Origin of the sequence: Pseudarthrobacter albicanus, assembly GCF_018224015.1 — a bacterium.
GTDB lineage: Bacteria > Actinomycetota > Actinomycetes > Actinomycetales > Micrococcaceae > Arthrobacter > Arthrobacter albicanus.
On sequence record NZ_JAGPOT010000112.1, the window covers coordinates 1 to 20,703 of the forward strand.

General features: G+C 67.4%; 18 protein-coding genes, 1 rRNA gene and 1 pseudogene. 10 read left to right on the forward strand and 10 right to left on the reverse strand.

Going from position 1 to position 20,703, the window contains the following annotated elements; all coding sequences use genetic code 11:
- The 4 genes from J9611_RS19270 to rpmB all read right to left on the reverse strand — a co-directional run.
- Positions 1–302: ribosomal RNA gene (locus J9611_RS19270) — 16S ribosomal RNA — on the reverse strand; the annotation flags it as partial.
- A gap of 684 nt (positions 303–986) precedes the next feature.
- Positions 987–1,292, reverse strand: coding sequence for a 30S ribosomal protein S14 (rpsN, locus tag J9611_RS19275; RefSeq protein WP_211882643.1), 306 nt, complete (start codon positions 1,290–1,292; stop codon positions 987–989).
- Between the two features lie 4 nt (positions 1,293–1,296).
- Positions 1,297–1,464: a 50S ribosomal protein L33 gene (gene rpmG, locus J9611_RS19280; protein WP_078026306.1), complete on the reverse strand. Its 168-nt coding sequence runs from the start codon at positions 1,462–1,464 to the stop codon at positions 1,297–1,299.
- Positions 1,464–1,700, reverse strand: coding sequence for a 50S ribosomal protein L28 (rpmB, locus tag J9611_RS19285; RefSeq protein ID WP_011693744.1), 237 nt, complete (start codon positions 1,698–1,700; stop codon positions 1,464–1,466). Before rpmB ends, rpmG begins: the two co-directional genes overlap by 1 nt.
- 485 nt (positions 1,701–2,185) lie before the next feature.
- On the opposite strand from rpmB, the gene J9611_RS19290 reads away from it, so the two are divergent.
- Genes J9611_RS19290 through J9611_RS19300 form a run of 3 tightly spaced genes read left to right on the forward strand, consistent with a single transcriptional unit; the run spans position 2,186 to position 4,914 of the window.
- Positions 2,186–3,628: a ferredoxin reductase family protein gene (locus tag J9611_RS19290; RefSeq protein WP_211882645.1), complete on the forward strand. Its 1,443-nt coding sequence runs from the start codon at positions 2,186–2,188 to the stop codon at positions 3,626–3,628.
- A complete protein-coding gene (locus tag J9611_RS19295; protein ID WP_211882648.1) occupies positions 3,625–4,083 on the forward strand; it encodes an FMN-binding protein in 459 nt (152 codons plus the stop codon). The genes J9611_RS19290 and J9611_RS19295 overlap by 4 nt, the downstream gene beginning before the upstream one ends.
- A 15-nt stretch (positions 4,084–4,098) precedes the next feature.
- A complete protein-coding gene (locus J9611_RS19300; RefSeq protein ID WP_307857160.1) occupies positions 4,099–4,914 on the forward strand; it encodes an FAD:protein FMN transferase in 816 nt (271 codons plus the stop codon).
- Here the strand turns inward: J9611_RS19300 and J9611_RS19305 are convergent.
- Positions 4,911–5,693, reverse strand: coding sequence for an SGNH/GDSL hydrolase family protein (locus J9611_RS19305; protein ID WP_211882650.1), 783 nt, complete (start codon positions 5,691–5,693; stop codon positions 4,911–4,913). The genes J9611_RS19300 and J9611_RS19305 overlap by 4 nt on opposite strands.
- Positions 5,694–5,842: 149 nt before the next feature.
- A complete protein-coding gene (locus tag J9611_RS19310; protein ID WP_211882652.1) occupies positions 5,843–6,322 on the reverse strand; it encodes a MarR family winged helix-turn-helix transcriptional regulator in 480 nt (159 codons plus the stop codon).
- 112 nt (positions 6,323–6,434) lie between these two features.
- Here J9611_RS19310 and J9611_RS19315 point away from each other — a divergent pair, with 112 nt between their 5' ends.
- The gene (locus tag J9611_RS19315; RefSeq protein ID WP_211882654.1) at positions 6,435–6,722 is read left to right on the forward strand and encodes a YciI family protein; all 288 of its coding nucleotides are present in this window, start codon (positions 6,435–6,437) and stop codon (positions 6,720–6,722) included.
- 62 nt (positions 6,723–6,784) lie between these two features.
- Here the strand turns inward: J9611_RS19315 and J9611_RS19320 are convergent, their stop codons facing one another.
- Entirely contained in the window at positions 6,785–7,609 is an 825-nt protein-coding gene (locus J9611_RS19320) for an SGNH/GDSL hydrolase family protein (protein WP_211882656.1), read from the reverse strand.
- 289 nt (positions 7,610–7,898) lie between these two features.
- Between J9611_RS19320 and J9611_RS19325 the strand changes: the two genes are divergently transcribed.
- Both J9611_RS19325 and J9611_RS19330 read left to right on the forward strand, forming a co-directional pair.
- Complete coding sequence (locus J9611_RS19325; protein WP_211882658.1) at positions 7,899–9,863, forward strand: MFS transporter; 1,965 nt, start codon at positions 7,899–7,901, stop codon at positions 9,861–9,863.
- On the forward strand, positions 9,860–10,426 hold the full coding sequence (locus tag J9611_RS19330) for a TetR/AcrR family transcriptional regulator (RefSeq protein WP_211882660.1): 567 nt from the start codon (positions 9,860–9,862) through the stop codon (positions 10,424–10,426). The genes J9611_RS19325 and J9611_RS19330 overlap by 4 nt, the downstream gene beginning before the upstream one ends.
- Positions 10,427–10,534: 108 nt before the next feature.
- Here J9611_RS19330 and J9611_RS19335 read toward each other — a convergent pair whose 3' ends face one another.
- The 3 genes and pseudogenes from J9611_RS19335 to J9611_RS19345 form a co-directional block, all read right to left on the reverse strand.
- Positions 10,535–14,038: an ATP-binding protein gene (locus tag J9611_RS19335; protein ID WP_211882661.1), complete on the reverse strand. Its 3,504-nt coding sequence runs from the start codon at positions 14,036–14,038 to the stop codon at positions 10,535–10,537.
- Between the two features lie 191 nt (positions 14,039–14,229).
- Positions 14,230–15,075, reverse strand: a pseudogene (locus J9611_RS19340) (DUF4194 domain-containing protein); the annotation flags it as partial.
- Positions 15,076–15,077: 2 nt separating this feature from the next.
- A complete protein-coding gene (locus tag J9611_RS19345; RefSeq protein WP_211882663.1) occupies positions 15,078–16,550 on the reverse strand; it encodes a DUF3375 family protein in 1,473 nt (490 codons plus the stop codon).
- Positions 16,551–16,701: 151 nt separating this feature from the next.
- On the opposite strand from J9611_RS19345, the gene J9611_RS19350 reads away from it, so the two are divergent.
- The 4 genes from J9611_RS19350 to J9611_RS19365 all read left to right on the forward strand — a co-directional run bounded on the left by J9611_RS19350 (position 16,702) and on the right by J9611_RS19365 (position 20,593).
- Positions 16,702–17,091, forward strand: coding sequence for a PepSY domain-containing protein (locus J9611_RS19350; protein WP_211882665.1), 390 nt, complete (start codon positions 16,702–16,704; stop codon positions 17,089–17,091).
- Between the two features lie 180 nt (positions 17,092–17,271).
- A complete protein-coding gene (locus J9611_RS19355) occupies positions 17,272–17,598 on the forward strand; it encodes a hypothetical protein (protein WP_211882667.1) in 327 nt (108 codons plus the stop codon).
- 63 nt (positions 17,599–17,661) lie between these two features.
- Positions 17,662–19,680: an acyl-CoA dehydrogenase family protein gene (locus tag J9611_RS19360; protein ID WP_211882668.1), complete on the forward strand. Its 2,019-nt coding sequence runs from the start codon at positions 17,662–17,664 to the stop codon at positions 19,678–19,680.
- A 187-nt stretch (positions 19,681–19,867) separates the two neighbouring features.
- Positions 19,868–20,593 carry a hypothetical protein gene (locus tag J9611_RS19365; protein WP_211882670.1) on the forward strand — a complete coding sequence of 242 codons (726 nt, stop codon included), beginning with the start codon at positions 19,868–19,870 and terminating at the stop codon, positions 20,591–20,593.
- The last annotated feature ends 110 nt before the right edge of the window (positions 20,594–20,703 follow it).

Here is a 20,703-nt window from a genome sequence, read left to right on the forward strand (position 1 = left end):
TCACCCTCTCAGGCCGGCTACCCGTCGTCGCCTTGGTGAGCCATTACCTCACCAACAAGCTGATAGGCCGCGAGTCCATCCAAAACCACAAAAAAGCTTTCCACCCCCCACCATGCGGCGGGAGGTCATATCCGGTATTAGACCCGGTTTCCCAGGCTTATCCCAGAGTTAAGGGCAGGTTACTCACGTGTTACTCACCCGTTCGCCACTAATCCCCCCGCAAGCGGGGTTCATCGTTCGACTTGCATGTGTTAAGCACGCCGCCAGCGTTCATCCTGAGCCAGGATCAAACTCTCCGTTGAAGTAAAACAAAAACAGACATAACCACGAAGCCCGCGGGAAAACGCGGACCCGGGCTGCACAAAATTTGAAACCGGCTGTAAAAACCAGACCACACCACAGGGGCGGCACGGTCCGGCAAAACAACCAATCCATCATACAATAAACTGGTATCAACAAACTTGGCACACTATTGAGTTCTCAAACAACAGACACACCCGGCACCACCACAACCATCACGGTCGCGGATCGCTCCGGAGCAACTTCCCAAACTTACCCGATCCCACGAAACTTTGCAAACCAGCGTCTCCGCGATTTCCAGTTCCACGAGGGGGTCCCCACCCGGTTCCGGCACACACAAAGTGCGCCATATTCCAGGCTGTTCATCAAGGGGGTCGGTCGCTATCTTTCCGCATCAGCGGCGGCGACTCGAATTACTTTACACGGCACCATGACCAAGCACAAATCCACCCCAGGGGGCGGCGGGATCCGCGGCAATCCGCCGCAAAAGGGGCCATTTGGCGCAGAACCGGGGCGTCGGCGTCGTAATTGCAGCCTGTGCGGTGCATCACCAGAGAGGGCACCAGCAAGGCAGACCCGACAAGGGGCTGCCGGCGGGAGCCGCCCAGACGCAAGTTAAAAACAAAAGGGCCGGCAACCAAATCGTTGCCGGCCCTTCTCAAGCCACTGGCCTCAGGGGTGCTGAATTACCAGGAAGACTTCGTGATGCCCGGGAGCTCACCGCGGTGAGCCATGTCGCGGAAGCGAACACGGGAGATGCCGAACTTCTGGAAGGTACCGCGGGGACGGCCGTCGATGATGTCGCGGTTACGCAGACGGACGGGCGATGCGTTGCGGGGCAGCTTCTGCAGGCCGAGGCGTGCGGCTTCGCGCACTTCGTCGGTTGACTTGGGGTCAACCAGAGCCTTCTTCAGCTCGAGGCGCTTTGCAGCATAACGCTCGACGATGACTTTACGCTGTTCGTTCTTAGCGATCATTGACTTCTTAGCCATGTGTTTAGCGCTCCTCTCGGAATTCGACGTGCTTGCGGATTTTGGGGTCGTACTTCTTCAGAACCATGCGGTCCGGATCGTTACGACGGTTCTTGCGCGTCACGTAGGTGTAACCCGTGCCCGCGGTCGACTTCAGCTTGATGATCGGACGTACGTCCTTGTCCTTTGCCACTAGAGCTTCACTCCTCGTGCCAGGATGGCGGCGACAACTACGTCGATGCCACGTACGTCGATGGTCTTGATGCCACGAGCAGAGACCTGCAGCGTGACGTTACGGCGCAGGGACGGAACCCAGTAGCGCTTCTTCTGGATGTTCGGGTCGAACCGGCGCTTGTTGCGGCGGTGCGAGTGCGAAATGCTGTGTCCAAAGCCCGGCTCGGCTCCGGTCACCTGGCAGTGTGCTGCCATGACGACTCTCCTCAAAATAAATGAAACGGATGGCGGAGTTCCCGCCCAACCGTGCGGTAGGCAGCGTCCGCATCCAGCTCCCGTCCACGTGAATCCGCCGCCGTGGAACCGACCAATAAATCCGGCTGGTTCCTCAGTGCGGCGACGATTGTGGGCCACGGGCACCAGGCTGTGGCGATCAAAGGAAAGCCACTGCGAAGTGCCGGGATGCTGGGCGAATACAGGAATGCGCGCAACTTGAGCCCCTAACTACCGGCCATCGGAACCGTCGATTTCTCAGACAGATCCCGCCAACCGGAGCAATTGCACACGCTCCGCGCCACCTAGCGCCTACCAAGTCTACGAGCCAGGCGAATTAAAGACCAATCCTGCGTTGCGGGGAGCGGTCGCGGGTGTATAAGGGCTGGCGGTACCCGGCGGGATGTCATATCCCCGCCGAAGCCTTTTCACAGCCAAATGATAGGCGGCGGGTGGACTCTGGAGGCATGAATACACCACTCCTGGCGGGCCGGCCCGCGGTTCCGCGCCGCGCCCCCGGCGCCGTGAATTCGTTCAGGGGCCAGCATCGACGGCGGTTGCTGACCGCGGACCTGCTGACAGTATTCTTCTGGGCGACGCTGGCCCTCGCCGTCGCGTTGTGGCTGGCCGACGGCGGCGCAGCGGGATTCTCGACCCTCGCCGGGTCCTTCACTGCCCTGGGCATCACCGCCGGCCTGGCCGGCATGGACCTCGTGTTGTGCATGCTGCTGCTGGCAGCCCGCGTCCCGGTCGTCGACCGCACCATGGGACACGACCGCGCCCTTGAGGTCCACCGCAAACTCGGTAAACCGGCCCTCTACCTCCTGCTCGCCCACGGGGTCCTGATCGCGATCGGCTACGGGATGGCCGAGGGGCTCGATCCTGTCAGCGAACTGGTCGCGCTGTGGGTCCTCGTTCCGGACATGTGGCTGGCCGTCGTCGCGATCGGCCTGTTCATCGCCGTCGTGGTCACCTCCCTGGTGGCCGTCCGGCGTCGTTTCCCCTACGAGTTCTGGTACGCCGTCCATCTGCTGACGTACGCCGCGGTCCTGGCCGCGCTGCCCCACCAGTTCAGCGTCGGCGCGCTCTTTGCCGAGGGCACGTGGCAGCGCCTGTACTGGCTGGCACTGTGCATCGCCACCGGCGCCGCGCTGCTGTACTGCCGGGTGGCGCAACCCCTGCTGGCGACGTTCCGGCACCAGCTGACCGTCAGCCGGGTGGTACCGGTGGCGCCCGGCGTAGTCAGCATTGAAATGTCCGGACTTCACCTGGACCGGCTGGCGGGCAGCGGCGGCCGGTTCTTCATCTGGCGGTTCCTCGCTCCGGGCCTCTGGTGGCATCCGCACCCGTTCAGCCTCTCGGCAGAGCCTGTGACGTTCGACGCCGGCGGGCGGGGTTCGCTGCGGGTTACGGTCCGCAACCTGGGCCGGGGCTCGGCGCAGCTTGCGTCGCTGCGGCGCGGGACGAAGGTGGCGGTGGAAGGCCCCTATGGACTGTTCAGCACGGCGGCCCGCAGCCGGAACCAGGTGGTCATGATCGGTGCCGGCATCGGTATCACGCCCCTCCGCGCGCTACTGGAGAGCACGCCGTTCCAGCCCGGGAACGCCACGGTGATCCTCCGCGGGCACGGCGAAGCCGAGCTCTATTTGGGCACGGAAATCCTGGAACTCTGCAGGCGCCGGGGTGCCACGCTCTTCCACCTGACCGGGTCCCGGCCGGCCGGCGTCCAGACCTGGCTGCCGGAAAGCGCGTCCCGCGCGGGACACCGGCTGGCGAGCTACGCCCCGCAGGTGGCCGACGCGGACGTGTACATCTGCGGTCCCGCAGCCTGGGCCAGAAGCGTCATCCACGACGCCCGCACCGCCGGCGTCCGCGAAGACCAGCTCCACTGCGAAAGGTTCGACTGGTGAGGGCACGCGCAGCGGTCTCGGCAGCACTGGCTTCCGCCGGCATTCTGCTGGCGGGCTGGCAGGCAGGCGTCCGCGTCGAAGACACCGGAAGCGGCGCCGTCGGCACCCTGTCCGGGACGGACGGAACCGCCGGGTCGCGAACTACCGGATCCGGAACTACCGGATCCGCCGCAAAGGCGGCCGGAACCTACGCCGGCGCGGTGGTCCAGACGCGCTTCGGCGCCGTCCAGGTGCAGATCACGGTGAAGGCCGGCGCGATCACCGACGTCACGGCGCTCCAGCTCACCGACGCGGAGCGCAAGTCCATCCAGATCAGCAACCGGGCCGCTCCCCTGCTACGGGCCGAGGTCCTCAAGGCCCAGTCCTCCAAGGTGCAGACCATCAGCGGAGCCACCGTGACCAGCGCAGCGTACCTGACCTCGCTCCAGGCGGCCCTTGATGCAGCAAACCTCTGAGCCCAGGGTGCCGGCGTGAACAGTCCCGCCCTGAAAACCAGGACCTTCGGCTGCATGGGCACCGTCATCAGCCTGACCGTTCCGGCAGGAACTGGGCCGGGAACTGTCGGGCCCGACGGCGGACTCGCGGCGGCCGCCGCCGCCGTCGAACGCGTGTTTGCCGGCCTGGACGGGACCTTCAGCCTGTACCGCCGCGATTCGGAGGCCAGCAGGCTGGCCCGGGGCTCAATGTCGCTCCGCGCGGCCTCAGCCCAGATGCGCGGCCGCTACGCGGACGCGGTCGGCTGGCGCCTGCTGACGGACGGCGCCTTCTCCCCGGAGCGGCCCGACGGCGTCCTGGACCTTTCCGGGCTCATCAAGGGGTACGCGATCGAACAGGCGGGCGATGCGCTGCTCGCCCTCGGCGTCGGGGACTGGTGCCTGAACGCCGGAGGCGATGTGCTCGTGAACGGCTCGCCCCGACCCTCGACGGGGGCACCATGGCAGGCGGGGATCGTTGATCCGCAGGACCGTGACACGCTGATTGGCGGTTGCCCCCTGGGCGGACCCGGCACGAAGCGCGCCCTGGCGACCTCGGGCTCCGCGGAACGTGGCGACCACATCTGGGGCGCCCGCAGCTGGAGCGCCCGCAGCCGGACAGGGCCCGCGGGCGCCGAGTTCCGCCAGGTGTCGGTGGCGGCGCCGGACATCATCACCGCCGATGTACTGGCGACGGCGATCGTGGCCGGCGGGACACCGATGCTGGACCGGGCCACCGACGGGTGGGAGATCGAGGTACTCGCCGTCCGTGGCAGCGGCGAACTGCTGGCGACGCCGGGTTTCCGGGCTTAGGCGCCAGGTTTCCGGGCTTGGAGGTGCGTGAGCCGGCCGTACCGCGGCGCCAGGCCGTCGCCCGAGGACTTCCCCGTGACCCGCCGGACCACCCACGGCGCGGCGAATTCCCGGACCCAGCGGGCGTTCGCGCGGATTGCTGCGGCACGGCTCGGCTCCGGCACCGGTGTCATCGGCGGGACGTCGATCGAGTGGGCGTGTTCCAGGACGGCCAGGACGCGTTTAGCCATGTTGGCGTGGCCGGCGGCGGACATGTGCATCCGGTCCGTGGCCCACATGCCCCAGTCGTGGTACTCGCTGAATCGCCAGTAGTCCACCAGCAGCGCTCCGTGGTCCCCGGCGATGCCGCGGACCAGCTCGTTGTAGATGGCGGTCCGGCCGCGCGTGGTGCTGAAAACCTTGGAGCCCCGGGAGTCGAAGCCGGTGAACATCACCACGGTGGCGCCGGTGGCCGTCAGCTTGCGGATGCCGGCATCGTATTCCACCAGCAGGTCATCGATATTGATCCTGGGCCGGAGGATGTCATTGGCGCCGGCGTAGATGCTCACGAGCGTGGGTTTGAGTTCGACGGCGGCATCGACCTGCTCGGCCATGATCTGGCGGAGCTTCCTGCCGCGGATGGCGAGGTTGGCGTAGCCGAAGGACGGATCCGCGGCGCCGAGCTGCTCGGCCACCCGGTCCGCCCAGCCCCGGACACCGTTGGGGCGCCCGGCGTCGTCGTCGCCGACGCCTTCCGTGAAGGAGTCTCCAAGGGCCACATAGCGGGACGTGAAATCCATGGATCCAGTCTGCCATCAGTTGCCGCGGGCAACAAAGCCGGCCCGGTCAACCCAACTGGGTCGCAGTTGTGCCCGTTTTGAGCGCTCAAAACGGCAACAACTGCGAGCTACTTGGGCGGTCTACCTGGGCGTGCGCCGGCCCGGCGGAATCAGTTGTCCCGCAGGATCCAGTGGTCGTCATCCAGACGGGCCACGATCTTCTCGCCGATCCGGGCCAGGTCCGCGACGTCCGCCGCGCTCAGGGCATCGAGGAACAGCGAACGGACCGCCTCGACATGCCCGGGGGCGAGCTCCTGGATGGTGGCCATTCCGGCGTCGGTGAGGTGCGCCGTGGTGACGCGGGCGTCGCCCGGGTGCGGCTGGCGTTCCAGCCAGCCACGGTTCTGCAGCTTGGTGACCACATGGGAGAGCCGGGAGAGGGAGGCGCTGGTGCGCGCGGCGAGTTCACTCAGCGGCAGGAACCGGCCCTCGGCCTCGGAAAGCATCGCCAGGACGTTGTAGTCGAACAGGGAAAGTTTGCCCGCGGAATGAAGCTGGGAGTCCAGCGCTGCCGGCAGCAGGGTATTGATGCTCAGCTGGGCCAGCCAGGCTCGGCGTTCGTCGGCATTGAGCCAGCGCGGTTCGGTCATGGCTCCATTCTAGACGAAGCTTGACAGTTCAACCTCCCGGATGCAGGGACCGCTCCGGGGTTCCCGAAAAACTTCCTCCCTGCGCGCAGCAGGCTCCGGGTAGGCTGACCGTATGTACGTCGTCTCCCTGACTTATAAGGTGCCCGAAGAGATCGTGGACTTCCACCTCCCCGCGCACGTCACCTGGCTGCAGGACGCCTTCGACGAGGGGGTATTCATGGTCGCGGGGCGCAAGATCCCCCGTACCGGAGCGCTGCTGCTCTCCAATGCGGAACGGGACATCCTCGACACCGCCCTGGCCAAGGACCCGTTCTACGTCAACGGAGTGGCCGATTTCGAGGTCATGGAGTTCCACGCCAACCGGGTCGCCGCCGGTTACGAAAACCTGATGGACAGCTGACGCCCAGGCCGGGTCCGCAGCACTCCTGGGCCCGGCCGCCCGTGGTCAGGTCCGGCTGGTGCTCACTCCGGAAGCAGCTTCTTCAGGCCGCCCTTGCGCGGAACCCTGACCGGTTCGGGCCAGCGCGGCCTGAGTTGGTCCCCCAAGGTGACGCCGCGGAGCTTGCGCCCGAAGAGCGGCAGCACCCAGTCCCGGATCCAGCGGCGCTGCCGGCGCTCCCACTCCCGGAGGCCCAGCTTGGCTGGCGGCTCCCAGTCCTTCGACTTGATCTGGTGCGGCACGCCAAGATGGTCCAGGACCTGCCCGGCGAGGTACTTGTGGCCCGCCTTGGACATGTGCAGCCGGTCCGAATCCCACATCCGTGGGTCGTAGAAGGCGTCAAAGCACCAGTAGTCCACGAGCACTGCCTCGTACCGGGCGGCCACCTCGCGGACGCGCTGGTTGTAGACGGCGTTTCGTTTCTTCAAGGGTTCCAGCAGCGGTGAGACGCGGACATCGAAACCCGTGAACAGCACCACCGTGGCCCCGCTGGCGGCGAGCCGGGCGACGAGGAACTCGTAGTCCTTCATGAGGGCCTGGATATCGGTACCAAAATCCAGGATGTCGTTCCCACCCGCGTACAGCGTGATCAGCGCGGGCTCCATGGCGAGCGCCGGTTCCAGTTGTTCGGCGATGATGTGGCGCAGCCTCTTGCTGCGGATCGCAAGGTTGGAGTACTCCCAGCCCGGCTCCGCCTTGGCCAGCCTTTCCGCGACCCGGTCCGCCCAGCCCCGCACCCCGTTCGGCAGCCTCCTGCTCCGGTCCCCGACACCCTCGGTAAACGAATCCCCCAGGGCAACGAAGACCCGCCGCCCGCCAGGCTTCGGGAGCAAAGGATTGTCGGCCATCCCAACAAGCTAGTCAACCCAAACGGCCGGCAGGGAACACCGGGGTTAACAGTTGAGAACGGCGGGTGAGTAGCCGCGGCGCCAAAGCCGGTGCCGGATGTGGGGGAGCGTCGGAATCAAACCTGCCAGAGGTGAGGGAGCGCCGGTGTCGGCCGGCGTCGTGACCGAACAAACACGCGCTTGCCTTGCCTGCGGTGGTGAACAATGGTTCACTCGAAGAGAGTAAACGCGCATTCACCCTTTGGGCTGCGCCTGCCGCCCCGCCCACCGCATGCCAGAAGGCCCCGCCATGTCACGTCCCACATCCCGCCCCATGTCCCGTACCCCGTCCCCGGGGCTCATTACCGCCGTCCTGGCTCTCAGCGGCACGGTGGTGGCGCTGATGCAGACCCTTGTCGTGCCGCTCCTCCCCGATTTTCCAGGGATTCTGGGAGTCACCGCCGACGACGCGTCGTGGCTGGTCACGGCGACGTTGCTGTCCAGCGCGGTGGCCACGCCGATCGTTTCCCGCAGCGCCGATATGTACGGCAAGCAGAAGATGATGGTGGTCTGCATGGCCATCATGGTGGTGGGCTCCATCGTGGCGGCCGTCGGAGGAAGCTTTCTTTGGCTGATCATCGGGCGGGCCATGCAGGGCTTCGCCTCGGCCCTGATCCCGGTGGGAATCAGCATCATGCGCGATGAATTGCCCAAGGAGAAAATGGGTTCGGCGGTGGCGCTGATGAGCGCCACGCTGGGCATCGGCAGCGCCCTGGGGCTGCCGATGGCCGGGATACTTTACGAAGGCCTGGGCTGGGAATCGATCTTCTGGGTCTCGGCTGGTGCCGGCACATTGCTGTTGCTGGCCGTGATTCTGGTGGTGCCAGAATCAAAGGTCCGGACTCCCGGCCGGTTCGACTACACCGGCGCCGTGGTGCTTTCTGCGGCCTTGGCTGCACTGCTCCTGGCCATCTCCAAGGGGGGATCCTGGGGCTGGGGATCCGAGCCGGTGCTGCTGCTTTTCCTTGCCGCCGCGCTGCTCCTGGCCGTCTGGGTGCCCTATGAGCTCAAGGCCGGGCAGCCGATGGTGGATCTCCGCACCTCCTCCCGCCGGCCGGTGCTGCTGACTAACCTGGCCTCCCTGCTGATCGGTTTTGCCATGTTCGCCAACATGCTCCTGACCACCCAGCAACTCCAACTGCCCACTTCCACCGGCTACGGATTCCAGCTGAGCGTCATCACGGCCGGCCTGTGCATGGTCCCGTCAGGGCTGGCCATGGTGGTGTTCGCGCCGGTCTCCGGTGGCATCATCAAGCGCTTCGGCGGGAAGCCTGCCCTCATCGCCGGGGCGGCAGTCATGGTTGCGGGATACGTGGGCCGGGTTTTCTTCTGGGACTCCATCGCCTGGGTCATCATCGGTTCCACCGTCGTCAGCATCGGCACGGCCATTGCGTACGCTGCCATGCCGACGCTGATTATGGGCGCCGTGCCGATTACGGAAACGGCCTCCGCCAATGGGCTCAACAGCCTGGTGCGGTCCATCGGAACCTCGACGTCGAGCGCTGCCGTCGCCGCCGTCCTCACCTCCGTCACCGTGACCGTCGGAGCCGCGAAGCTCCCGTCCTTCCAGGCATTCCAGGACGTCTTCTGGATGGCGACGCTCGCGTCCGCGGCATCGATCGCTGCCGCTGTCTTCATTCCCGCGGCAGTGGCAGGCCGCAAAACCGCTATTCCGTCCGCGGTCGCCGGCGAGCTGGTCGTGCAGGGCCGTGTGCTGGCCGGCGACCACCGCCCTGTGACTCCCGCCGTCGTCTCCGTGCTGCAAACCAGCGGTGAAGCCGTGGACTGGAGCCGGGTGGACAGCGAGGGAAACTACTCGGTGGCGCTGCCCGGCGCCGGCAAATATCTGATGGTGGCCAACGCGGCGGGCTGGGCACCCATGGCGGAAGTGTTCGACTTCGATGGCCGCACCCTTGCGCAGAACTTCCACCTGCACGACCGGCTGGAACTCGGCGGCCTGGCCAGCGCGGCCGGCACACCCCTCCCGGGCGCCGTCGTGACGCTGCTGCAGGCCTCCGGCGAACACGTGGCCACCACCAGGACGGACAGCCAGGGCAGGTATTCGCTGCCGCTGCCCGCCGCCGGCCGCTACATTGTCACCATGCTCCATCCCGTGACCCATCACGCGATGGCGCGGAAACTGGCCGTGGACAACCGCTCGGTGAACGCCAGTCTGGAGCTGGACACGCCCACCGACCAGTTGGTGGACGCATGAGCGCCCCCAGCCACGCGATCCCGTCCAGCCGCGACGCCGTCCTGGACTCCGCCGGAAGGCTGTTCGGAGCGCGCGGTTACCGTGCCGTGACGGTGCGTGACATTGCGTCCGACGCCGGCGTCTCTGCCGCTCTGGTGATGAAGCTGTACGGCTCGAAGGAGAAGCTTTTCGCAGCCGTCCAGCCGGACGAATCGCTCCTGAATGAGCTGCAGGTACCGGCATCGGAGCTCGGCGCAACCCTGGTTTTCCGCGTACTCATGCGGCGCGAACGAGGCCTCAAGGAGCCCTGGGCGATGCTGCCGTTCAGCATCCAGGATTCTCCCGCGCCGGAAGCCGCCCGCACGGAAACGCGTGACCGCTACCTCGCCAGCATCGCCGGCCTGATCGGGGACACGACGCCGGACCGGCGTTACGCTTCCATAGTGGTGGCGCTGATGACGGGCTTCGGCGAAGCCGTTCGGACCCTTGGCCTGTTCGAAGGCTGGGACTTCGACGAGCTCGTGGCCCGCTACGGGGCGATCGTCCAGGCCCAGATCGACGGGTGCCGGGCCGCCTGCCGGTAGGCAATCAGGACTGGGCGGCTCCGCGACCGGCAACGCGGGGTCACATACGGCCCATCCCGGTGGGGAATATGGGCCGTAAGTGACCCCGCGTTGGAGTAGACCGGACGGTCAGCGGAGGACGATGTCCACCGGGTTGGCCTCCGAACGCCAGGTTCCCCCCGACCCGGAACGCGGCCCGATCACGGGGGCCGTCAGGACGCCGGAGCGGTTGGTGCGCTTGTCCCGCAGGATCTCCGTGACCGATCCGAGGTGGCGCGAGAGGTCGATCACGTTCTCCGGCGCGGCCAGGAGCAGCTGGAAGCCGAACTCGTGCAGCGCCTTGATTCCGGCGCCCGCGAACTCCTCCGAGGCCAGCACGAAGGCCTCGTCCATCATCACCGTGCCGTAGGTGGTGAATCCCTGCTCCGCGATGCCCAGCTGGTAGCTCAGCGCCGCGGCCATGATGAACGCCGTGAACCGCTGCCGCTCGCCGCCGGACATCGAGCCGGTATCCGCGTGCATGAAGACGTCCGTCTTCCTCCCGCGCTTCGCAGCGCCCTGTGATGCCGCTGGCCCAGACACTTCGCGGTGCTCCTTGCACTGGATGAACAGGTGCCCGCGGACGTCCAGCACCTCGGCACGCCAGCGCCGGTCCTCGGGGGTCTGCGAGCCGAGCCGCTTCACGAGCGTTTCGAGCGACTTGTAGCGGTTGGTGAGCTCGGCGTCGTCGTCGATGTCCGCCCCGGAAGCGGAAACGGCCGCCCTCCCCGGCCGGGTGTGGCGGACCCTGAGCGCGTTCGCGATGGCGTCCTTGAACTGCCTGGCGGTGGCCGGCAGGGTCTGCTTGATGTCCAGTTCCAGGAAGCTGCCCTCGTGGAAGTTGACCTCGGACAGGATGCCGTTCAGCGGCAGGATCCGGCTCGTGATGGAGCGGCGTTCCTCATCGAGCAGGTGCAGCAGGGTGCTGAAGGATTCGTGCGTGCGCTGGTTGAAGAACTGCCGGAACTCGGCCTCCTGCGCGGGCAGCCCGTCACTGACGATCGCGTGGTAGCGGGATTCGAACTCCCCCGCTGCGCCGATCGAGGTGCCGTGGTCCGCGGAGATCGCCGTGCCCCACTCGCGGACGAAGCCCTCGAAGATCCGCGTCAGGCGTTCGGCGGTGGCCTGTCCCCGGGACTCCGCCGCGTGCAGTTCGGCGAGCAGCCTGGTCCGCACCTGGTTCGCCAGATTGTCGAGCTCGTAAATCTCCAGGAGGTCGCCGGCGCCGGCGAAGTACGGTTCCAGCGCGGCGGCAGTGGAGTCCGACGGCGGCGACTGCTCCAGGCGGGCGCGCGCGGCGTCCAGCAGCGAATCGGCGGCCGTCAGCTGCGCATCGAGGGCCTTGTACTCGCTCTGCAGCACGGCGGCGGCCTCGGTGCTGGACTGGTGCTGGTGCCGGGCAGCCTCGATGCTGGCGCGCAGGGGCTCGAGGTCGGCCTGCGCGGCGAGGGCATCCTTGAGCCGCTGTTCGATCTTCGCGAGCACGTCCTCGGCCACGGCGGCCGAGACCTGGTCCCAGGGGCGGTGGTCATCCGCCACCCGCCACAGGGCCTCGAGCTGCCGGGTCATGCCCTGGTGCGATTCCTCCCGGCTCTGCGCGAGTTCCGCTGCCTTGACGAGCTCCTGCTGCAACTCCCCGACCTGCGCCGCCACGAGTTCCAGCTTGGCGGCGTTGTCGAAGCCAAGGACGTAGTCCTGGCGGGACGTGAAGCGGTCGTCCTTCTCCACGGTGTGGCGGTTGCGCTTAATCACGCCGCCCAGGCTCAGGCCCTTGTCCAGCCCGGCCAGCTCGTCCGGATTCTCCACGCAGGGGAAAGCGAAGTCGAGGGCAATTCGTTCCCGGACCCAGGTGCTGGCAACCGCTAGCGCAGCGGCGTGGGGAGCGGGGTGGGGAGCCGCATCGGTGAGGAAACTCAGCTTGGTCAGCAGATCGCCGTCAGCCACGTCCTCCACGGCCAGCGCGCCGCCGGAAAGCGGCTTGGACACGTCCACCGCGCGAAGGGCGCCGCGGACGGAGTGGTCATTGAGGTATCGGGTGACGGCGGCGAAATGCTCGCCGGGAACCAGCAGCGTCGTGGCGAGGCCCCGCAGGGCGCGCTCGGCGGCCGGCCGCCACTGTTCCTGGCCTTCGGCGAGGTCGATCAGCTCGCCGCCGAACGGCATCTGCTCCTCGGGGACACCGGTCGCCGCGGCGATGGCGCTGCGGTTTTCAATGCTCGACGGCGGCAGCAGGGACTTGCGCGTCTTGAGCGAGACGAGCTCCTGCTGGGCCGCGGCGAGTTCGCGTTTCCTGGCCGCGTGACCGTCGAACGCCTCGAAGCGCAGCTCCTTGAGCGCCTCCGAGTCGTCCTTCAGTTCGGCCGAGCGCGCCGCGGCTTGCTCATGGGCCTGTTCCCAGCCGGCGGCCGACCACTGAAGTTCCAGGCCGGCGTCGGAGAGGGCCTTGCGGGCCGATTCCTGGACCTGCTGCCGGAGCCTGAGCCCCACCCGGGCGTTCTCCAGCGACTGCTCGATCGCGGAGATCGCGTTGCCGCCCTGGTTGTTGTAGTCCGCCTCCAGCTGGCGCAGCTCCCTGGCCAGTCCGTCGCGGACGCCGCGCTCGGCGCCGAGGTCCTTGGCTTTCGCCTGCGCGAGCCCGCGGCAGCGTTCCAGGGTCTTCTCATGGACGGCGACGGCGAGCTGCTGCCGGTAGGCCTCGAATTCCTCCCCCGCGAGGTCCCGCAGCCGGTTCGCCTCCAGCAGCGACCGGGCATAGTCACCGTTAAGTCCGGGGACCGGAGCCAGCTGGTCGCGCTGCTGCCGCACGTCCTCGAGGCGCTGCCGGATGGACATGAGGTTGCTGAATTCCTCCACGACGTCGTCCGCGGCGGCCAGCGTGGCCGGGGGGTCCAGGACCTGGTCACGGAAAAAGTTGTTGACGCTGCCGCCCAGGCCCTTGCCGGCCTGGATCACGCGCAGCAGCGGAAGGGCCTGGTCCGAGCTGATGCCGAGCAGGCGCCGGAAGCGTTCGGCGAAGGCCTTGTGGACGTCGAAGACCTGGGCGTCCGGGAAGATCGCGTCCAGCGCGGACCGGGTGAACCGCTTCTCCGCGATGCCCTCAAGCAGTTCGAGATCCAGCGGCTTGTTGTCGACCAGGTAATACCGGCCGACGCTGGACTCCGTGCCGTTCTTGGGCAGGTCAAACAGCGCCGAGACGGTCACCTTGGTGCCCGCGGCGTTGTCGAAGGTCAGTGCGACGGCGGACCAGGTGGCGCCGGGACGCTGGAAGGCACTGGCCGAGCCCTCGCCGACCGCCTTGTCCCCCACCTTGCCGCGCATGTACGTGAACGTGGTCCGCTTGTCCTCCACGGCGCCGCCGGCACGCTGGGCCGCGGCCTCGTTGGAGCGCGGCCGGGCGTCGAAGACCCGCAGCATCGCATCGAACAGCGTGGATTTGCCGACCCCCGAATTGCCGGTCAGCAGGGTGCCGTTGCGGTCCACGTGCATGGTGTGGGCGCCATGGAACGTGCCCCAGTTGACCACCTGGACGAGGGCCAGGCGCATCTGGCCCGGGTTGGTGAGCTCGCCGATCGGGAGCATGGTTGCGATGCTCACTTGGCGGCCTCCGCTTCGGTTGAGTCAGTTGTGGTTGCCTTTGACTCCGCAGCCGATGCCGCCCCCGCCCCCGCCCCTTCGCCGGACAGCAATCGTCCTTCGGACGATGCTGCCGGCTCCGACAGGCCCGATGCCACTCCCTGGGCGGCATCGGCTGCTGCGTCGTTGTCATCGTCACCGACGGCGACATCGTCGTCGTCGTTGGTCGGCTCACCTTCTCCCTCGTCATCGGATTCGCCGGTCACCTCGGTGTCGGCGTCGAGTTCCAGTAGGGGTTCTGTTCCCGACTGGTCTGCCGAGGCTGCCACCAGGGCCTCGATCTGGGCGGGGATGTCGCCGATGTTTTCGAAGGGGAGGGCCAGGGGGAGGGCGTTGGAGATCGTGTAGACGTCGTCCAGGCCTGTGGTGAGGAGGAGCTGGCGGGCCAGGAGCTTGGTGATGGCGCGGTTGACGACATCGGAATCCCGCAGGGCGTCCTGCGCTCCGGCCGGCTGGTAGTGGGCCACGAGGTCGGCGATTTCTTCGCGCGTGATCGTGGGGTCCGTCTGGGCCGTGAGGTGGCGGTCCAGCAGGAGACGCAGCCGCAGCAGCACGATGGTCTCGACGCGGCTCAGTGCCCTTTGTTGGCGCAGGATGCTGGAGCGGGTACTGCCACCGATCGCGTCGGGGTCCACCGGCCGCAGCACGGCCACCTTGCGTTCGTGGTCCAGCTGCAGGGTCAGGAAGACTTCGGAGAGCCGGCTGCGCAGGATCAGCTGGTTGTCCAGCAGCGTGGTCCAGAGTTTTTCGTCGCGGCCGCCGTCGATGTACGGACCTTTGAGGAGCTTCACGAGGGCCTGGCGGACTTTCATCGGCAGCACGCCGGTGTCGCCCGGGAACAGGGCGGCGCCGTCGACGAAGGTGTCCCGCGGCGTCACCGTGAAGGGGCCGGCGTGTGCGCCGGGGATTGAGCTTGTCGAAATCGGGGTCTCGACAGGCTCGACCACCGGAACAGGCTCGACCACCGGGTTGTCGACAGTCGTGGTTTTTTCAGTCATCTTCAGTCCTTCTTGAGCGTAACCACCGGCAGGTACGCGGTGCGGGTGGTGCCGTCTATCTGTTCGAAGTCGAGGGGCGCCCACGCGGCGCGGTCGAAGCCGGCGCCGTCGTGGAGGGCGTGGGAGAGCAGGGCGCGGATGGAGTTGAGGTGGCGTTCCTCGGCCGGGAGCTGGTCCCAGGCCTCGCCGAGGGAGGATGCACCGGCAACCGCGGCGCGGATGAGCTCGGGCTTGGCGTTGCCGGTCCGCGGCGAGCGCGCCCGGTCCGAGTCGCTGAACGCGATCGGGTCGGCGAGCCTGGGCGCGGCCGCGAACTCGTCCGGGTCGAACAATTTGACCATGGCCAGGGATTCAAAACCGGCGTTGAAGAGCACGGGCCCGCGGACCAGGCCCGGCCGTTCGCGCTCATACGGCAACGAGCGGATGGCCTGCTCGGCCTCGCGCAGGACCTGGCGGAGCCGGACCGACTGGCGGAAGTCGTCGCTCTGGACGTAGGTGTTCAGGCTCTCGCTGAGTTTGCCGTAGATCCGCTGGATCTGGCTGTGCTGCGTGCGCAGTTCCGCCACCAGGTTCTTCAGCGTCTCGCGTTCCTCGTGGCTGAGGTCGTCCGCAAACTGCCGGCTGAGCACCTCGCCGATCGCGGAACGGAACCTCAGCTGCTGCTGCGGGTCCTCCAGGAATGCCGTGAAGGAGCGGAAGGTCCTGCCCTCGGGGCTCTGCCGGAGCCGCTTGTCCGCCTCCAGCACCTGCGCCATGGTGGCGCCCTTGCTGAGGGATTCCTCGATGATCTGGTTGCGCAGCTCCCCCACCAGTTCCTCGATCCGGTCACGCATCTTCTTGTAATCGGCGGGCAGGCCGGCCGCGAGGTCCAGGATGTTACCGGCCGCTTCCACCGCCTCGTCGTCGTCGAGCAGGCCGTCAAACCCGCCGGAACTGATGTCCTCGATCAGCTGGCGGCGCTCACCGATCTCCTCCTCGAGGGACTCCAGCCGTGCGCTCTGGTCCGGGTTGGTCTCGTTGGCGAGCTTTTCGACGTCGCCCAGCAGGGTGCCGAGCCGGGAGCCGTTGAGGGTGGAGCGTTCGTTGGAGAGGCTGTCGAGGAAGGCGAGGACGCGGGCCGCGGGCTCGGTGACCTCGTAGACGATCTGGCCCGACTGGTTGCGCCGGGTCAGGAAGTTTTTCCGGGTCCACTCGTCCGCATATTTTTTCCCGGAAAGCGGGCCGTTGGCGGCGCCGCCCTGTTGCTCTCCCGTGCCGGGGGCCTGGCGGCGGAGCTGTTCGAGGAAGGCATCGACGTCGGCATGGAACTGTTCCAGCGGAAGCTGCGGCCTGATGCGGCTGAAGGAAGCCTGCAGCACGGCGATCACCCACGGCGCCGAGCGGGTGAGCGCCCAGGCTGGTCCCTTGATGAGAAGTTCGAGGTCCCGGAGCCGGTCGCCGATGGCGTCGGCAGAGGACACGGCGGAGCGGGACATGCACTCTCCTTCAGCTGCCTTGGGATGTTTGGGCAGCGGATTCGAAGAAAACTGCCAACTACAAGGTTAACGCAGGCCCCCGGTCGCACTGATCGTTGTCCGGAATCCGCATCCGGAGCACACTGGAGGAACCACCTGAGAGGAGACTGTCATGCGGAAGAAAATGATGCTGATCACCGGGGCGGCGTCGGCGGCAGTGGTGCTGGGAGGCGTGTCGATTGCGGTGGCGGCCAGCCAGCAGTCCAGGGACGTCCAGCCCCGGAACGGCATCCCCGTCCTGGTCAAGGTCGCCGACATCGAGCGCGATGACGACTCGGACAGCCCGGCACAGCCGCTGAGCACCGAGGACCGGGACAAGGCGGGCAACGCTGCGCTCGCCAAGGTCGGCCAGGGATCCGTGCGCGACGTCGAACGGGAGGACGACGGCGGCTCCGCCTATGAGGTGGAGATACGGCTGAACGACGGTTCCGAGGTGGAAGTGCAGCTCGGTGCGGACTTCCAGGTCCTGAACCAGGGCGCCCCCGAGCACGATGACGACTAATCGCGCCCATAGGCCGCCCGGCCAGTGAGGTTTCCGCGACCACTTCGAGACCTACCCTTCGGTAGCATTTCGATCTTGTATCAACGCCCCCGCCATGACCCAAAAACGCTGGCTGCGCCCGCACCGGCCCCCCTACGCTCGGGCTAGTGGTCCAGCCCAAGTTACGATGCAGGGGGAACAATGCAGTTCGACCTAAGCGCAGTGGAAACGGCAACCATGGTGTTCTTTGGAACCCTCGTGGTTGCTTTGGTGATTACCGTCTTCATGGCTACCGCTGCCTTCGCGGCGCTGGTCCTGGTCGGGGTCGGACGCCTGGCCTGGGTCATCGCGGCCAGCACCTTGCTGGGACTGGTCCACGGCATCAACCATCTGTGGGACCGCCTGGTGCACCACGCCGCCACGGTGGAGTTTCCAGGTGAGCTCAGGGGCGACTTCGGGACTGACTTTCACGGGCAGCCCTCCCCTAGCACAGGCACCTACCCGCGGGTAGCATTGAGGGACAGCTGAAGGGTCTTCCACCCACGGCGGACCCAGGCTCGAGCCGGCCACCCCGGTTAGAGGAGATGCCCGATGAGCTCCGCCATTGAAGATCCAGCCACCGATCCAGCCACCGACCTCCCGGAATCAGCCATAGCGGAACCGGTCAGCGCCGAACACATCGGCCCCCAGGCCACCGCGGCCGATGCCCGGGCCGTCACCGAGGCCGCCCGGGAAACCAGCTGGGACCGGCCCAGCTTCGCCAAGGGACTCTACCTCGGCAGCTTTGACCTCAGCCTGATCCATCCGTGGCCGGAGGCCCCCGCGGACGACGTCGGTCGCGGCGAGGCCTTCATGGCCCGCCTCACCGCGTACTGCCGGACCATGTCCGGGCGCGCCATCGAGCGCGACGCCCGGATCCCGGACGAATACCTCAAGGGGCTGGCCGAGCTGGGCGTGTTCGGCATGAAGATCCCCCGCGATTACGGCGGCCTGGGCCTCTCGCTCGTGTACTACGGCCGGGCGCTGGCGCTCCTGGGCTCGGTGCATCCCAGCCTCGGCGCCCTGGTCTCCGCGCACCAGTCCATCGGCGTTCCGGAGCCGGTCAAGGTCTTCGGCACACCCGCGCAGAAGCAGGAGTACCTGCCACGCTGCGCCGCCGGCGCCATCACCGCGTTCCTGCTGACCGAGCCCGACGTCGGCAGCGACCCCGCCCGGATGGGCAGCACCGCCGTCGCGTCGGAGGACGGCGAATCCTATCTGCTGGACGGCGTGAAGCTGTGGACGACCAACGGCGTGATTGCCGAACTCGTCGTCGTCATGGCGCTGGTCCCGGCCCACACCGGCCCGGACGGCACGGTGCACAAGGGTGGCATCAGCGCCTTCGTGGTCGAGATGGACTCCCCCGGCATCACAGTTGAAAACCGCAACGCCTTCATGGGGCTGCGCGGCATCGAAAACGGCGTCACCCGCTTCCACCGGGTCAGGGTGCCGGCGGTCAACCGGCTGGGTCGCGAGGGGCAGGGCCTGAAGATCGCGCTCACCACGCTCAACACTGGCCGTCTCGCACTTCCTGCGCTTTGCGTCGCCTCCGGCCGGTGGAGCCTGAAAATTGCCCGCGAATGGTCCAACGCCCGCACCCAGTGGGGCCGGCCGGTCGGCCAGCACGAGGCGGTCGGCAAGAAGATCGCCTTCATCGCGGCCAGCGCGTTCGCGCTCGACGCGGTGTTCGAACTGTGCGCGGAAATGGCGGATGCCGGGCAAAAGGATGTCCGGATCGAGGCGGCCCTCGCCAAGCTGTGGTGCACGGAGATCAGCTGCCTGATCGCCGACGAGCTGGTTCAGATCCGTGGCGGACGCGGCTTCGAGACGGCCGACTCGCTCCAGGCCCGCGGCGAGCGCGCCGTGCCAGCCGAACAGCAGCTCAGGGACCTGCGGATCAACCGGATCTTCGAGGGCTCCTCGGAAATCATGAAGCTGCTGATCGCCCGCGAAGCCGTGGACGCGCATCTGGCGGCCGCCGGCAACCTCGCCTCGGCGGACGCCAGCCTGCAGGACAAGGCGAAGGCCGCCGTCGGAGCCTCCGGCTTCTACGCGAGGTGGCTGCCCAAACTGGTCGCCGGCGCGGGCATGGATCCGAGGTCCTACAGCGACTTCGGCCGGCTGGCCAAGCAGTTGCGCTTCATCGAACGGTCCTCGCGGCGGCTGGCCCGGCAGACCTTCTACGGGATGGGCCGCTGGCAGGCGAAGCTCGAGCACAAGCAGGCGTTCCTGGGCCGGATCGTGGACATCGGCGCGGAACTGTTCGCCATGGCGGCGTCCTGCTCCCGGGCCGAGATGCTGCTGCGCACGTCGCCGGAACGGGGCGCCTCCGCCTACGAGCTCGCCGAGGCCTACTGCGAACAGGCCCGCGTGCGCGTGGACGAATACTTCGACCGGCTGTGGAGGAACACGGACGACGGCGACCATGTGCTCGCCCGCAAGGTCCTCGCCGGCGAGTACGAGTGGCTCGAGGCCGGCGTGCTGGACCAGTCCGAAGGGACCGGCCCCTGGATTGCGGACGCCAGCCCGCGCGCTTCGGTGAAGGAAAACCTGCACCGGAAATACCGCTGAACCGGACTGGGGCCGCCCGCAACGGCTCCCGCCGATAGGGCCCGCGGCCCCTTCCGCCGGACAGTAAGCACCCTTGCTGCCGCGTTCCGGCCGTGGTTAGGTGGAGATGGGACCCCACGCCGGTCTCCGCCTTGCGGTGACTGGTTCAACAACAAGCCGGGGTCACTCAGTGAAGGGGAGCAGTCCCATGAGCAGCACAGCAGGCCCCGAAGACCGAACGCCCCGCCGGGCCCGTGACGGGGACGCTGTCCTGAACCGCGAGGCCCACATCCACGACGCACGCCAGGACGCTGACGGGCCGGTCCGTCCGGCCGTTGCCGAAGAGGCCCCGACCCGCCAGACCGTGGTGGCGCGCGAGAAGGAGCAGTTCGGCGGCATTAAGGTCGGCTCCGCCTTCTTCGGCTGGCTCGCGGCGACCGGCACGGCCGTGCTGCTGACCGCCCTGGTTGCCGCGGCCGGTACCGCCGTGGGACTCGCCACCAATACCGGCCTCAACGAGGCGGCGAACCAGGCTGCCGGCAACCAGACGGTGGGACTCATCGGGATCATCGCGTTGCTCGTGATCCTGTTCGTGGCGTACTACTGCGGCGGCTACGTGGCGGGGCGGATGGCGCGCTTCAACGGCGCCAGGCAGGGCCTTATGGTCTGGATCTGGGCCCTCATCGCCGCCGTCGTCGTCGCCGTGCTCGCCCTGGTCGCCGGTCAGCGGTTCAACATCCTGGCGAACCTGAACAGCTTCCCGCGGATCCCGGTCAACGAGGGCCAGCTGAACACCATGAGCATCATCGCCGCCGTCGTGGTGGCCGTGGTTGCGCTGGTCGGCGCCGTCCTGGGCGGGCTCGCCGGCATGCACTTCCACCGCAAGGTGGACCGCGCCGGGTTCACCCCGGTGGAAACGGCCGAGGAACGCTAGGAGAGCGCTGAACAAGGGGCAATCCGGAGATGGGATACGGCTTCCGGGCCGCTCTTCGGAGCTTTGGGCGGCCCGCTGACGGCCTGGGAATGAGAGGCCGGGGCCCGGGA

Bases quoted from the DNA above. Each gene is read 5' to 3' on its own strand.
- J9611_RS19330 (WP_211882660.1), top strand. From the start codon at position 9,860: ATGAGCGCCCCCAGCCACGCGATCCCGTCCAGCCGCGACGCCGTCCTG.
- J9611_RS19310 (WP_211882652.1), bottom strand. From the start codon at position 6,322: ATGACCGAACCGCGCTGGCTCAATGCCGACGAACGCCGAGCCTGGCTG.
- J9611_RS19315 (WP_211882654.1), top strand. From the start codon at position 6,435: ATGTACGTCGTCTCCCTGACTTATAAGGTGCCCGAAGAGATCGTGGAC.
- J9611_RS19365 (WP_211882670.1), top strand. From the start codon at position 19,868: ATGAGCAGCACAGCAGGCCCCGAAGACCGAACGCCCCGCCGGGCCCGT.
- J9611_RS19325 (WP_211882658.1), top strand. From the start codon at position 7,899: ATGTCACGTCCCACATCCCGCCCCATGTCCCGTACCCCGTCCCCGGGG.
- J9611_RS19320 (WP_211882656.1), bottom strand. From the start codon at position 7,609: ATGGCCGACAATCCTTTGCTCCCGAAGCCTGGCGGGCGGCGGGTCTTC.
- rpsN (WP_211882643.1), bottom strand. From the start codon at position 1,292: ATGGCTAAGAAGTCAATGATCGCTAAGAACGAACAGCGTAAAGTCATC.
- J9611_RS19355 (WP_211882667.1), top strand. From the start codon at position 17,272: ATGCAGTTCGACCTAAGCGCAGTGGAAACGGCAACCATGGTGTTCTTT.
- J9611_RS19360 (WP_211882668.1), top strand. From the start codon at position 17,662: ATGAGCTCCGCCATTGAAGATCCAGCCACCGATCCAGCCACCGACCTC.
- J9611_RS19305 (WP_211882650.1), bottom strand. From the start codon at position 5,693: ATGGATTTCACGTCCCGCTATGTGGCCCTTGGAGACTCCTTCACGGAA.
- J9611_RS19345 (WP_211882663.1), bottom strand. From the start codon at position 16,550: ATGTCCCGCTCCGCCGTGTCCTCTGCCGACGCCATCGGCGACCGGCTC.
- J9611_RS19290 (WP_211882645.1), top strand. From the start codon at position 2,186: ATGAATACACCACTCCTGGCGGGCCGGCCCGCGGTTCCGCGCCGCGCC.
- rpmB (WP_011693744.1), bottom strand. From the start codon at position 1,700: ATGGCAGCACACTGCCAGGTGACCGGAGCCGAGCCGGGCTTTGGACAC.
- J9611_RS19350 (WP_211882665.1), top strand. From the start codon at position 16,702: ATGCGGAAGAAAATGATGCTGATCACCGGGGCGGCGTCGGCGGCAGTG.